General features: G+C 68.4%; 7 protein-coding genes. 5 read left to right on the top strand and 2 right to left on the bottom strand.

Annotated features, from left to right (window positions below):
• Positions 1-40 precede the first annotated feature (40 nt).
• Both abc-f and K6142_RS00585 read right to left on the bottom strand, forming a co-directional pair.
• Positions 41-2023, bottom strand: coding sequence for a ribosomal protection-like ABC-F family protein (gene abc-f, locus K6142_RS00590; protein WP_223380707.1), 1983 nt, complete (start codon positions 2021-2023; stop codon positions 41-43).
• 311 nt (positions 2024-2334) lie between these two features.
• Positions 2335-3231 carry a tRNA (adenine-N1)-methyltransferase gene (locus tag K6142_RS00585; protein WP_190244930.1) on the bottom strand — a complete coding sequence of 299 codons (897 nt, stop codon included), beginning with the start codon at positions 3229-3231 and terminating at the stop codon, positions 2335-2337.
• A gap of 606 nt (positions 3232-3837) precedes the next feature.
• On the opposite strand from K6142_RS00585, the gene K6142_RS00580 reads away from it, so the two are divergent.
• From K6142_RS00580 to K6142_RS00560, 5 genes are all read left to right on the top strand, one after another.
• Positions 3838-4944: a radical SAM protein gene (locus K6142_RS00580; protein WP_190244931.1), complete on the top strand. Its 1107-nt coding sequence runs from the start codon at positions 3838-3840 to the stop codon at positions 4942-4944.
• A 382-nt stretch (positions 4945-5326) separates the two neighbouring features.
• Complete coding sequence (locus K6142_RS00575; protein ID WP_190244932.1) at positions 5327-6805, top strand: Rne/Rng family ribonuclease; 1479 nt, start codon at positions 5327-5329, stop codon at positions 6803-6805.
• Positions 6806-6809: 4 nt separating this feature from the next.
• A complete protein-coding gene (locus tag K6142_RS00570) occupies positions 6810-7400 on the top strand; it encodes an epoxyqueuosine reductase QueH (protein ID WP_190244933.1) in 591 nt (196 codons plus the stop codon).
• A 265-nt stretch (positions 7401-7665) separates the two neighbouring features.
• Positions 7666-9060 carry a radical SAM family heme chaperone HemW gene (gene hemW / locus K6142_RS00565; protein ID WP_190244934.1) on the top strand — a complete coding sequence of 465 codons (1395 nt, stop codon included), beginning with the start codon at positions 7666-7668 and terminating at the stop codon, positions 9058-9060.
• Positions 9053-13255, top strand: a complete 4203-nt coding sequence (locus K6142_RS00560) for an ATP-binding protein (protein WP_190244935.1) — start codon at positions 9053-9055, stop codon at positions 13253-13255. The genes hemW and K6142_RS00560 overlap by 8 nt, the downstream gene beginning before the upstream one ends.
• Positions 13256-13358 lie beyond the last annotated feature (103 nt).

The raw sequence follows: 13358 nt of genomic DNA, 5'->3' as shown, positions 1-13358 counted from the left end.
GGGGATGCAGCCTGCCGCCATGGACGGCTCCGCGCCCATCTCAGACCCCTTCCACGGTCAGCGCCGCCCGCCGCGTCTCAAGGTCCGCGATCACCGCTTCCAGTTCGCTCATCTTTTCGAACAGTTCCTCGCCCTCCCGCTGCAATTCGCCAAAGCGTTTCAGCAGTTCCGTGGTCCGGACGGAATCGGCGTACACCGCCGGGTCGGCCAGGGTCTGTTCCACCTCGGCCTGTTCGGCCAGCGACGTTTCCAGCTGCTTTTCCAGCTTGGCGTAGGCGTCCTGCCGGGGCTTCAGTTCCTTGTACAGGGCGTTGCGCTGTTCGGCCTGCTCGCGCTTGATGCGCTTCATGTCGTCGCGCGAAAGGGATGCCGTCTCGCGCCGGGGCTCGCCCGCGCCGGACGCCAGACTGCCGGTGTCGCCCTGCTGGCGGCGCGCCGCGTCGTATTCCTCGAACCCGCCCTCGTACACCGTGATGCCGCCGGGCGACAGCGCCCATATCTCGTCGGCCACGCTGGACAGCAGGTGCCGGTCGTGGGCCACCATCAGGATGGTGCCTTCGTAGCTCTGCAACGCCTCCACCAGCGCCTCGCGGCTTTCCAGGTCCAGATGGTTGGTGGGTTCGTCCAGCACCAGGAAGTTGCACCGGGCCAGGAACAGCGTGGCCAGGATCAGGCGGCTCTTTTCGCCGCCGGAAAGCTCGCCCACCACGCGATCGAAGTAGCTTTGCCCCAGCAGGAACAGCCCGAGCACGCTCATCAGCTCTTCTTCCGTGGTGCGCGGGTCGGACAGGCGGCGGATTTCGCTGAGCACCGTGCCCGAAGGGTTCAGTGTCTCCAACTGGTGCTGGCTGAAGAAGCCCATGCGCACCAGCGTGCCCATGACCACCGTGCCGCCGCTCTTTTCCAGCCTGCCGCCGATCACCTTGAGCAGCGTGGACTTGCCGCACCCGTTGGGACCGGCCAGCGCGATCTTCTGGCCCCGATAGATATTGAAGGTCAGGCCGGGCCACAGCCCCGTGCCGTCCGGAAAGGCGTATTCCAGGTCCACCACGCTGAGGATGGTCTTTTCCGCCCGCGCCGGTTCCGGCCACGAAAATTCCAGCTCGCGCCGCTTCTGCTCCGGCCTGTAGTTTTCCAGTTCCTTTTCCAGCTTCTTGGCCATCTTCTGGCGCGAACCGGCCTGCCGCGCCTTGGTGGCCTTGGCCCGGAACCGCCGCACGAAATCCATCTTGCGGGCTATCTCTTCCTGCAGGCGCTGGGCCTCGCGCTCGCGCTGGCCCTCCACCTCTTCCTGCAGGGCCACGAACTGGCTGAACGTGCCGCGCCGGTACAGGGGTTTGCTGGCCCCCAGGTACAGGACGTGCGTGCCCACCTTGTCCATGAACACCCGGTCGTGCGCCACGAACACCAGCGCGCCCTTGTAGTCCATCAGGAAGGCTTCCAGCCATTCCACGGCTTCCAGGTCCAGGTGGTTGGTGGGTTCGTCCAGCAGCAGCACGTCCACGCCCGCCGTCAGCACGCGGGCCAGCTTGGCGCGCTCGCGCCAGCCGCCCGACAGCTTGCGGATGGGCAAACTCCACTTGCGCTCCGCAAACCCCAGGCCCGAAAGCACCGCCCGCGCCCGGTGTTCCGGGTTGTACCCGTACACCTGCTCCAGTTCCGCCTGCTTCACGCCCAGCCGCCGGATGGCCGCCTCGTCCCCGGCATGCGTCGCCGCCTCCCACTCCGCCCAGAAGTCGTGCCACGCAGGCAGCACGTCCAGCACCCAGTCCAGCAGCGGACGGTCCAGCACGTCGTCGCCCAGTTCCTGCTGCACGTAGCCCAACCGGCAGCCCTTGGGCAGCAGCACCTTGCCGCTGTCCGCAGATTCCACGCCCGCAATGATGCGCAGCAACGTGGACTTGCCGCACCCGTTGGGGCCGCACACGCACAGCCGCACGCCCGACTGCACCTCGAGCGAGAAATCGGACAGGATATCCTGACCGTTGTAGGACTTGCTGAGACTCTGGATGGTGAAGTTCATGACGCTTCCGAAGTAGAATAATTGAACATGAAGAAGATCATGCGGGGGGAGGAAGGGGAACTTTCGGGAAAGTTCCCCTTCCTCCCCCCGCACCCCCCTCCATCCCTTCAAAGCTTTTCAATTGGGGTGACATGCAGATAGCAACACATGCCAGCCTGCGCAAATCACCACCCAACTAAAAAGTTTAGGAGGGGAGCGGCATCCGTTAGGTGAGCGCTTGCACGAACCTTACGGATGGCGACAGCAAAGCGGGGGTACGAGGGAGGGGCCACCCTTTCCAAAGGGTGCCCCTCCCCCGTTATAGCCTGATGTTATTCTTCAAACCCGGCGTCATCGCTGGCAACGGCGTCCGCATTGCCGCGCGCGGCGGCCAGGCGTTCCTGGCGGGCGGCTTCCTGCTTGCGTTCGCGGGTGCCCAAGGTGCGGAACGAATCCCATTCCTCGGAGCGTTCCTGATGCCGGGCAAAGATGAGGAACCCGGTGTGGGCGATCATGCGGTCTTCGGGGCGCAGGCGGTCGGCCACGGGCTTCCAGCGGCGGATCAGGATCTCGCAGACCTCGATGTCGTCGAAGGGCCCGGTTTCCATGCCGTGCAGCAGCTTGGACACCTGGTCCACGGTGGGCACAAGGAAGCCCAGGGCGGCGCCCGGCTTCACGGCGCGGACCACGTGGTGCAGGTAGTCCCACGGGGTGCGCACATCCAGGAACAGGGCGTCGGCGTCGGTCTGCTCGAAGCCGTCAATGATGTCGCGGTTGAACTGGGTGACGTTCTGGCCCACGCCTGCCCAGTCGAGGTTGCGGCGGCAGAGCTTGTAGAATTCCTCGCGCGCCTCGTAGGTGCAGACGCGGCCCGTGGGGCCGGAAAACCACGAAAGCGCCACGGTCAGGCTGCCGGAGCCGGAGCCAGCCTCGATGATGGTGCGGCCCGGACCCACGCCAAGGCGCATGCAGATATAGGCGATATCCTTGGGATAGATGATCTGGGTCTGGCGCTTCACGCCCTTGACCAGGTCGGTGATGGTGGGGCGCTGCACGCGAAAGGGCACGCCCTGCCGGGTGCGGATTTCGGTGCCGTACTCGGCGGCGGCCAGATCGGCCATGGGCAGCACGCCTTCCTGGCAGTGCAGGTCGTTGCCCTCTTCGACGCGGCGCAGGTAGCGCTTGCCGCGCGGGCTTTGCAGAATGACCAGATCTCCGTATGCGGGCATGGGAATTCCTCCTGAGGGTTCTGCGGCAACCGGCCCGCACGCGCAAAGCCGGGCGGCGCGCGCCGTGCGCGCGCCCGGGGCCGTGCCCGCCGCCAATGGCAGACCCGGTCCCGGCCCTATGGAACGAAGGGCCTACCGGGACAGGGGGGCGGTGTCAAGAAGCGGCGCGGCTGGCCGAATTGGCGAACGGGCGGGGTTGGCCGAACTGGCCGGACTGGCCGAATTGGCGAATGGGCGGGCCTGGGCACGCCACGGGGCGAGTGGGGCACCGTCCGGGACAAGGGGGCCGCACCGCGCGGCTCCGCACGTGTACCCGGGCCCAGCGGCTGGCCCACCCCCGCGATGCAGGGCCGTGCGCAGACGCCGCCGGGACCTGCAACATTACAATGGACGGCCGGACACGCCCGTGCTAGTGCGCTTTCCTGCCCCTGCGCCACAGCCGGGGCGCTGCAAAAAGGTCAGAGAACCCCACCGGTTTCCCGCCCCCGCTTGCTTTTTTCCTGAAAACCCGTTTTGATGCACCCCACGGTGAAAGGTGCGGCCCATGCCGCGCCGTGCATCCGGCATCCGCACGCATTCTCGCACAAGGACGTTTTTCTGGACAGCATGCCCCTTGCCCACGTGTTCGGTCCGGTGGTCTCAGGCCGCCTTGGTCGTTCGCTCGGCCTCGACCTGCTTGGCGGGCGGGTGTGTTCCATGGACTGTCTGTACTGCGAGGTGGGCGCGACCGACGTGCACACCTGCGAGCGGGCTCCCTATGTCCCGGCCTCCGTGCTGCTGGACGAACTGGCCCGCTGGCGCGACGCCGAGGCGGCGAAGCATGGCGCCACGCCGGATTGCCGGACGCCTTCCGCGTCACCGGCTTCCGTCCGGCTTGACCATGTGACGCTGGGCGGCTCAGGCGAACCCTGCCTGAACAGCGACCTTGCCCGCATCATCGCGGGCTGCCGGGACATCCTGCCCGGTGTGCCCGTGGCGGTGCTGACCAACTCCACCCTGCTCCACCGGGACGACGTGCGCGCCGACCTTGCCGGGGCGGACGTGGCGCTGCCCTCGCTGGATTCGCTGGTCGAATCGGAATTCCGCGTGCTGAACCGCCCGTGCAAGGGCGTGACCGCGCGCGGCGTGGCTGACGGCCTGCTGGGGTTCGCGCGCGGGTTCGGCGGGCGGATTTACCTGGAGGTGCTGCTTGCGCGCGGCATCAACGACACGGCGGAAAACCTCGCCCTGTTGCGTGACTACGTGCGCCAACTGGCCCCCCACCGGGTGGACGTGACCACCCTGTCGCGACCGGGCGCAAGCCCGCGCGCCCTGCCCGTGGACAGGGACGTGCTGGCCCGCTGGAGCGACGAACTGAACACGGCAGCCGGGTGCCCGCCAACGGCACCGGCTGGCCACGGCCCCACGGCGACGACACCGGATGACGGTTCCCGCCGTGCGGCGAATGCGACGAACGCGCAAGCCCCCGTGCCCCACGTCTCCCTGACCATGGACACGGAGGCCCTGCAAGAGGCGGTGCTGCGCTCCGTAACGCGCAGGCCGCAGACCGCGCCGCAACTGGCGAAGGCCCTGGGGGCCCCGCTGGACGCGGTGCGGAAGGCGCTGGACGGGCTGACGGCGCGGGGCGCATGCGCCCCCGTGGCCGAAACGGCCCTGCCGCGCGATACGGATGGCGAAATTTTCCACGCCGGGCGCTCACCCCGCAACGGGTAGCGCCGGGCGGCCGCTGTCGCGGCGACGCAACGGCCCCGCCCCTGTCTGGGGGCCCCCGTCCGGGATACCCCCGACCGGGGGTGTCGCAAGACGGGCCACCGCAGGGAATGCCGCAGAACGGCATTCCGCCGCACCGGAAGTGCACGGGCAACACAACGCCCGACCCGGAAAAAGCGGGACGCACCGATGCGCGCCGACGCGCGCCCGGTTCAGACCAGTCCCGCCCGGCTCCGGGAAGAGACGCGCACCCCGCGTCCGCACCGCTCCGGTTGCGCTGCGCACCCCGCGCGGAATCCCCCGGGAATCCGCACGGACGCGCCGCAGGCACGGCAACGTGTTGCAAATTTTTTGAAATTTTACACTTTTTTCCGCAGAGGACTGCATGACAACGAAAAAGAGCAAGCTGAGGATGTTCATCAGCGTGCTGCCCGGCGAGCAGGTGGAAGTCGCCCTTGCCGAGGAAGGCGCGAAAGAGAACCAGGTCAAGGAATACTACGTGGAGATGGTCCACCAGGCCAAGACCAAGGGCAACATCTACCGCGGCATCATCAACAACGTCGACACCAACCTCCAGGCTGCCTTCGTCAACTACGGGGCCGACAAGAACGGCTTTCTCCAGATCGACGAGGTGCACCCCGAATATTACAACACCCCGCACGACGCCACCAAGGGCAAGAAGTACCCGCTGATGCAGAAGGTGCTGAAGGCCGGGCAGGAGGTGCTGGTGCAGGTGGTGAAGGAACCCACCGGCAGCAAGGGCGCGTTCCTGACCACCTACCTGTCCATGCCGGGCCGTTTCCTGGTGCTCACCCCCGGTCGCGAGCAGATCGGCGTTTCCCGCAAGGTCGAGGACGACGAGGAACGCGGCCGCCTGCGCGAGATGCTGGAAGGCCTGAACCCCGGCCCCGGCCTTGGCGTCATCGTGCGCACCGTAAGCGCGGGCACCAGCAAGACCACCCTGCAACGCGACCTGCAATTCCTGAAGCGCCTGTGGAAGGACATCCGCAAGAAGGGCACCGAGGAATCGGCCCCCTGCCTGATCTACAAGGAGCCGGACCTGGCCTCTCGCGCCGTGCGCGACTACCTCAGCGACGACGTGGCCGAGGTGTGGGTGGACGACGAGCACACCGCGCAGCTCATCGAGGACTACGCCTCGCTGCTGTTCCCGCGCAAGGGAAGCCTGGTCAAGGTCTACAAGGACCAGCAGTCGCGCACCCTGTGGGAACGCTTCGGCATCCAGCGCCAGCTGGAGCAGATCTACTCGCGCGAGGTTACCCTGCCCTCCGGCGGACGGCTGGTGTTCGACCAGACCGAGGCGCTGATGGCCATCGACATCAACTCGGGCAAGATCTCGGGCAAGACCAATTTCGAATCCATGGCCCTGCGCACCAACATGGAAGCCGCCGAAACCGTCGCCCAGCAGCTCAAGCTGCGCGACATCGGCGGGCAGGTGGTCATCGACTTCATCGAAATGCGCGACCGCAACCACTGGCGCGAGGTGGAAAAGACCCTGCGCAACGCCATGAAGAACGACCGCGCCCGCCACGACGTGGGCAAGATGAGCCGCTTCGGCCTGCTTCAGGTGGTGCGCCAGCGCACCGGCTCGTCCGCGCTGTCCATCACCATGGAAACCTGCCCCTGCTGCAAGGGTTCCGGCCTGCGCCGCAACATGGAATGGCAGTCGTTGCAGGCCCTGCGCGAAATCCACCGCCAGCTGCGCTCGCTGCCGCACGGCACGCCCACCTTCGTCTTCGAGACCGGGGCAGAGCTTGCCATGCACCTGCTGAACCACAAGCGCGAACGCCTGCTCGACCTGGAACGCCAGTTCGGCGTGCATCTCGACATCAGGCCCGCCCGGTAACGCCATGCGCGTCCTGCTGCACGCCTGCTGCGGGCCGTGCTCCATCGCCACGGTGCGGATGCTGCGCGACGAGGGACACGAGGTCACGGCCCTGTTCCTGAACCCCAACATCCACCCCGTGCAGGAATACCTGCGCCGCCGCGAGGCCATGCTTGAGGTCTCGCGGCGGCTCGACCTGCCCGTCATCTGGCGCGACGCCGAGTACGACCCCGCCGCCTGGATGCGCCAGATGGCCTGGCGCGAACAACCCGGCGTGCGCTGCCGGGTGTGCTACGCCACCCGCCTTGACCGCACCCACGCCATCGCCGCGCGCGGCGGGTACGACGCCTTCACCACCAGCCTGCTCTACTCGCGCCGCCAACGCCACGACATGATCGCCGAGGTGGGACACGGTATCGCCGCCGCCAGTCCGGACGGCTCCGTGCCCTTCCTGTACCGCGACTTCCGCTCCGGCTGGCAGGAAGGCATCGACACGTCCAAAGAATGGGGCATCCACCGCCAGAACTATTGCGGCTGCCTGTACAGCGAGGCCGAACGCTTCGCCCGCGACTTCGCACGGGTTACTGGCACGAAAGAAGAATTGAAAAATATGTAAAAACTCTCGGGGGAAGGGACCCTTTGAAAAGGGTCTCCTTCCCCCGTACCCCCATCCCCCCAAACTTTTTAGTAGGGGGCTACTGAAGCGCACCCCGTATCCGCCAGATTCCGCACGCAGTGCGGGGGCTGGCGGCAAAAGGGGTCAAGGGGACGGCAACCGTTATGTGAGCGCAACGCGCGAACATTACGGATGGCGATCGCAAGGCGCGCGGCCCCCTTGCGGGGTACGGGGCAGCGCCCCGTCATCTTCAAGCCACACCACCATGCTGCTGTACATCCACGTACCTTTCTGCCGCCGCAAATGCCGGTACTGCGCCTTCCACTCGCTGGAGATGGGGGCGGCGTCGGTCGTGCGCGACTACGTGGAAACGCTGCTGCGCGAACTGGCCCTGTGGGGCGACCGCATGGGCGCCGTGCCGGTGACCTCGATCTTCTTTGGCGGTGGCACGCCCAGCCTGCTGCCCGCGCGCACCATCGGCACCATTCTGGACCGGGTGGGCAAGGCCTTCGCGGTGCAGCCGGGCGCGGAAATCAGCATGGAGGCCAATCCGGAATCGCTGACCCGCCCGTCGGAACTGCGCACCCTGCTGAAGGTGGGGGTGAACCGGCTTTCCATGGGCGTGCAGTGTCTGGACGACGCCATGCTGCACACCCTGGGCAGGCCGCACCGGGCCCGAGAGGCGCTGGATGCGTTCCGCGCCGTGCGCGCGGCGGGCTTCCAGAACGTGGGCATGGACCTGATCTGGGGCCTGCCCGGCCAGACCCTGCGCCAATGGATGCAGCAGCTGAAAGAGGTGGTGCGGCTGCGGCCCGACCACCTGTCCTGCTACGGGCTGACCCTGGAGCCGGGCACGCCGCTGGAGGACGACTGCGCCACCGGCAGGCTGGACCTGCCCCCGGAGCGCGCCCAGGCCGCCATGTTCATGGACGGGGCGGAACTGCTGGAAACCGAAGGCTACATCCACTACGAAATTTCCAATTTCGCCCGCATGGGCTTCCAGTGCCGTCACAATTTGGGCTATTGGGAAGGCGAGGACTACCTTGGCCTCGGCCCGTCGGCGGCGTCCACGCTGGGGGGCCTGCGCTGGAACAACCCGGAGGACCACGCCGCATGGACCCGCCAGGTGGACGAGGGGCGCGTGGGCACCGAGGCCGAGCGGCTGACCCCGCAGACGCGGGTGCTGGAACTCATCATGCTGCGGCTGCGCACGGCGCGCGGGCTGCGGGTAAAGGCCTACCGCGAACTGACCGGGCGCGACTTTCTGCGTGACCACAAGCGGCTGGTGCATCTGCTGCACCGCGAAGGGCTGCTGCGCATCCGCGACGGCTACCTGCGGCTGACCCGCAGCGGCATGCTGGTTTCCAATTCCATCCTTGAACGACTGTTCGAGGACACCGAGGCACTGATGGCCCTGCCCGTGGACACTCCCGCCTCTCCCCTGCCCGATGCCGGCAGGGTCCCCGCGCCCGATGCGGGCCAGACCGGTTGCCTGACTGGTGAGCAGACCGGCGGCCTGACTGGCGGCCTGACTGGCGGACAGGTCGCGGAGGCCGTCGCAAGGGGCGTCGCGGGTCGGGACGGCCCCACGGATACGGCCAGCGCCGCCGCCCCGCCATCATCGTCCCCTGCTCCCCCCACCGGGCGCAGCCATGGCTGACGCCCCCGCACCACCGCCCGAGGGATCGCCCCCCCTCCAACAGCCCGCTGCCCCGCAGGGGGACGGAACGCGCCTGCGCATCCCCCCGGGCCGCCTGGGCGACAGCATGCTCGGCTGGGTGCTGCTGGTGGTGCTGGCGGCGGTGGTGGTAACCAGCGCCACCCACGTGCTGCGTGAACGCGAACGCCACATGGACATGGCCCGGCTGCGGCTGGAGGGGCAACTGCGGCTGATGGGCGAGCACGTGGGCGGGCTGCTCCAGACCATGGACCTCACGCTGGCGGCCCTGGCCTCCGATATGTCCGGCAGCGTGCCCGAGCACGCCACTCCCGCCCCCCCCGCGCTCGACGCCATGCTGCGCCAGCGGCTGGACCTGCTGCGTCCCAATGCACTGGAACTGGCCCTGCTCGCCCCAGACGGGCAGGTGCTTGCGGCCACCGCCCCCCTGCCCACCGCCGCCATCCCCCAGTTGCACCGCGTGGTGCTGCCCGCCCACCGCGACCTGCTGCGCGATTTCAACCTGCTGCGGCTGCCGTCGCCGCTCACTGGCGTGCACGGCAACACGCCGCCCCGGATGCTGCTGAGCCGCCGCATCTCCGGGCCGGACGGCAGCTTTGCCGGAGTGGTGGTGGCCCTGGTCAATCCGGTATCCTTCCACGACCGCTACCAGGACTACGACCCCGACGAAGCGGAATGCTCCGCGTTGCTCGACGAGGACGCCTCCCCCCTGGTGGTCTGGCCGCCCGGCGCAGACCCGGCCTGCGTGCGCGCCTCGGTGGCCGCGGCCAGCGGGGCCTGGCCGGAAGGCGAGCCCGATGCCAGGCCCGATGCGCCGCCCGACAGCGTACGGGGCGCCCCGCAGGGCATGTCGGGGGACGGCTCGGCCCCTTCTCCCGCCCTGCCCCCGGAAGCATCGCCATCTTTGGACGGCACCTCCTTCGACGACATGCCCGACAAGGGCATCGGCGTTTCCGGCCTGCGCATCGTCGAAACGGACGACGCGCTGGTGGCGGTGCACCAACTGCGCGATTTTCCCTTCCGCATGACCATGCACACCCCGCTGGACCTGGTGCTGTCCGGATGGCGCAGGCAGACGATGGCCAACGTGGGCATGACCCTGACCCTGTGCATGGCCGTCTCGCTGCTGGCCTGGTCGGCCAGCCGCCAGCGCGGCCAGCGGCTGGAGGCGGAGACCGCGCTGCGCCGCAGCGAGGCCCGCTACCGCACCCTGGCCGAAAACTACCCCGGCGGCGCAATCATGCTCTTTGACGGGGACATGCGCTGTCTGCTGGCCGACGGGCTGGGCCTGGCCGGGCTGCTGGCGCCCCGCCAACGGATAGAGGGCGCCCTCCCCTCCGGCGTGCTGCCCCCGCAGGTGGCGCTGCCCTTCGAGGAGCAGTTGCAACTGGCGCTGGCGGGTACCGAGGTAACCTTCACCATGGCCGTGGACGAACGCATCCACGAGGTGCGCCTGCGCCCCCTGCACGAAGACCGCGAAACCGGCATGCCCGCCCGGTGCATGGCCGTGTTGCAGGACATCACCCAGCGCGAGGCGGCCCGCATGGCCCTGCGCCACAGCGAGGCCCGCCTGCAGGAGGCGCAGCAGATCGCCCGCATGGGCAGCTTCGAACTGCACATGGACACCGGGGCGTTCGTATGGTCCGCCGGGCTGTACGAGATGCTCGGCCACGACCCCGCGCTGCCGCCCCCGCCCCCGGCGGAGGTATTCGCCATCCACGCGCCGGAAGAGCTGGACTGGTTCCGCGAGCACGTGGCCATCATGTCGGACGAGCCGGTGACCGAACTGCAACGCGTCTTTCCCTACCGCACCCTGGGGGGGCGGCAGAGCTGGGGGCAATTCCGCTGCCGGGTGGCGCGCGGGCCGGATCGCCTGCCCCTGCACGCCCAGGGCACCTTTCAGGACATCACCAACCTGCGCGAGGCGGAACTGGCCCTGCGCGACAGCGAGGCGCGGCTCAACGAGGCGCAGTTCATCGCCCGCATGGGCAGCTATTCCGTCAACCTGCGCGACGGCGAGGCCTTCTGGTCACCAGGGTTGTTCCGCCTGCTGGACCTGGACCCGCACGACGGTCCGCTGGTGCCCGGCGAGGCCTTCCGCCGCCATGCCCCGGAAACCGCCCCGTGGTTCGAGGCGTTCCTGGCCACCCCGGCGGACAGGCCGGAATCCACGGAGCTGCGCTCGTTCCCCTACGTCACCGCCACCGGGCGGCGCGGCTTCGGCCGCCTGCACATGATGGCCCGCCACGGCGCGGACGGCCTGCCAGAGCACATCCGGGGCACCTTTCAGGACATCACCCCCCTGCACGAGGCGGAGCAGGCCCTGCGCGACAGCGAGGCCCGGTTGCAGGAAGCGCAGCAGATCGCGGGGATCGGCAGCTTCGACTTCGACATCGCCAACGATGTGGCCACCTACTGGTCAACGGGGTTGTACGCCCTGCTCGAGGTGGAGCCCGGCACGCCGCTGCCCCGCCCGCTGGAAGGCTGCCATATCTACGCCCCGGACTACGCCGCGCAGTTCGAACGGATGATTACCGAACCCGCCGACGAACCGGAATCCGTCTTCTGGGACAACATCCCCCTGCGCACGGCCAAGGGGCGGCGGATGATGGGCCAGATGAAGGCCGTGGTGCAGCGCGGACCGGACGGCAGGCCGGTGCGGGCACGCGGCGCCTTCCAGGACATCAGCCGCCTGTACGAGGCGGAACAGGCCCTGCAACGGGCCAAGGAAGAAGCCGAAAGCGCCAACGAACTCAAGAGCCAGTTCGTGGCCAACATCAGCCATGAAATGCGCACCCCGCTTTCGGGCATCCTGGGCATCGTGGACGTGGCGCTTTCACGCCTGAACGACACGGCGCTCCCCGCCCACGACAACGAGCAGGGCCACTACCTTTCCATGATCCGCAACGTGTCAGAGGGGCTGCTGCACGTGATCAACGATCTGCTGGACTTTTCGCGCATGGAGGCCGGACGGCTGGGGCTGGACCAGGTGGAGTACGACCTGCGGGCCGCCGTGAGCGATGCGCTGGCGCCGCTGGCCGTGCAGGCGGAGCGCAAGGGGCTGTCGCTTACCGTGCACATCGACGCGGACGTACCCGCCCGGTTGCAGGGCGACCCGTTGCGGCTACGCCAGATTCTGGTGAACCTGGCGGGCAACGCCGTGAAATTCACCGACACCGGCAGCGTGCACGTGGACGTGCGCCGCAGCGCCCAGTGCCCCCGGCCCGGCGGCTGCCTGCGCTTCACCGTGCAGGACACCGGGCCAGGCATCACGGCGGACAAGCTGCCCCTGCTGTTCGAAAGCTTCTCGCAGGCGGACGGGTCGCATACCCGGCGGCACAGCGGCAGCGGCCTGGGCCTTGCCATCTCGCGGCACATCGTGCGCTTGCAGGGCGGTGACATCGGCGTGAACAGCACGCCCGGCCAGGGCAGCCGGTTCTGGTTCACCCTGCCCATCGACAAGGACGCGCCGCAGGGCGCCGCCACCCCCACCGACCTGCGCCTGACCAGCCCGAGCCCGGCGGACCATCCGGATTCACCGGTGGCGCCGGGACACCGGGGACCGGCAAAACCGGCGGAACCGGGCGCGCAGGAAGCAGGCCGCCCCCTGTGCGTGCTGCTGGCGGAAGACAACGACCTGAACCGCGAATTCCTGAGCTTCTTCCTGCAGGAACGCGGCTACGAGGTGCACCTGGCCATCGACGGGCAGGAGGCCCTGGACCGCCTGCGCGGGGGCTGCTCCCCCGACAGCGGAATAGGGGGAATCGGCGGAATTAACGGAATCGGGGGGCCGGATGCCGGAACTGAAGCCGTACCGGATGCCCGTCCTGATGCCGGACCCAATGCCGAGCCGGACGGCGGCATGCAACGTCCCCCCTTCGACGTGGTGCTGATGGACGTGCAGATGCCGGTGGTCAGCGGGCTGGAAGCCACCCGCCGCATCCGCGAGGCGGCGGCGCAAGGGGCGGCCTGGGCCGACGTGCCGGTCATCGCCCTGACCGCCCACGCCATGCAGGGCGACCGTGACCGCTTCCTGGCAGAGGGCATGGACGACTTCGTGGCCAAGCCGGTGAACCGCGAGGCCCTGTTCGCGGCCATCGAACGGCAGGTGGCCCGTTACCGCGAAAAACGAGGGGCCACGGGCAACGGCATGGGCGGTACCACGGGGGCAGCATAGCCGTTAGCGCCCCGCGCGCATTCCCCTTTTCTTTTCCCGCACTTTCCCCAGCACGCATGAAGGCCCGGCATATGCCGGGCCTTCATGCGTGCTGGGGACTGGC

This window comes from Nitratidesulfovibrio sp. SRB-5 (assembly GCF_019931275.1).
Classification (GTDB): domain Bacteria; phylum Desulfobacterota; class Desulfovibrionia; order Desulfovibrionales; family Desulfovibrionaceae; genus Cupidesulfovibrio.
Note: the sequence above shows the minus strand (reverse complement) of the source record. Positions and strands in the feature narration are given on the sequence as shown.

What these genes read in the sequence shown, in the direction of transcription:
- K6142_RS00570 (WP_190244933.1), top strand. Translation starts at nt 6,810, where the DNA reads ATGCGCGTCCTGCTGCACGCCTGCTGCGGGCCGTGCTCCATCGCCACG.
- K6142_RS00560 (WP_190244935.1), top strand. Translation starts at nt 9,053, where the DNA reads ATGGCTGACGCCCCCGCACCACCGCCCGAGGGATCGCCCCCCCTCCAA.
- K6142_RS00580 (WP_190244931.1), top strand. Translation starts at nt 3,838, where the DNA reads ATGCCCCTTGCCCACGTGTTCGGTCCGGTGGTCTCAGGCCGCCTTGGT.
- abc-f (WP_223380707.1), bottom strand. Translation starts at nt 2,023, where the DNA reads ATGAACTTCACCATCCAGAGTCTCAGCAAGTCCTACAACGGTCAGGAT.
- hemW (WP_190244934.1), top strand. Translation starts at nt 7,666, where the DNA reads ATGCTGCTGTACATCCACGTACCTTTCTGCCGCCGCAAATGCCGGTAC.
- K6142_RS00585 (WP_190244930.1), bottom strand. Translation starts at nt 3,231, where the DNA reads ATGCCCGCATACGGAGATCTGGTCATTCTGCAAAGCCCGCGCGGCAAG.
- K6142_RS00575 (WP_190244932.1), top strand. Translation starts at nt 5,327, where the DNA reads ATGACAACGAAAAAGAGCAAGCTGAGGATGTTCATCAGCGTGCTGCCC.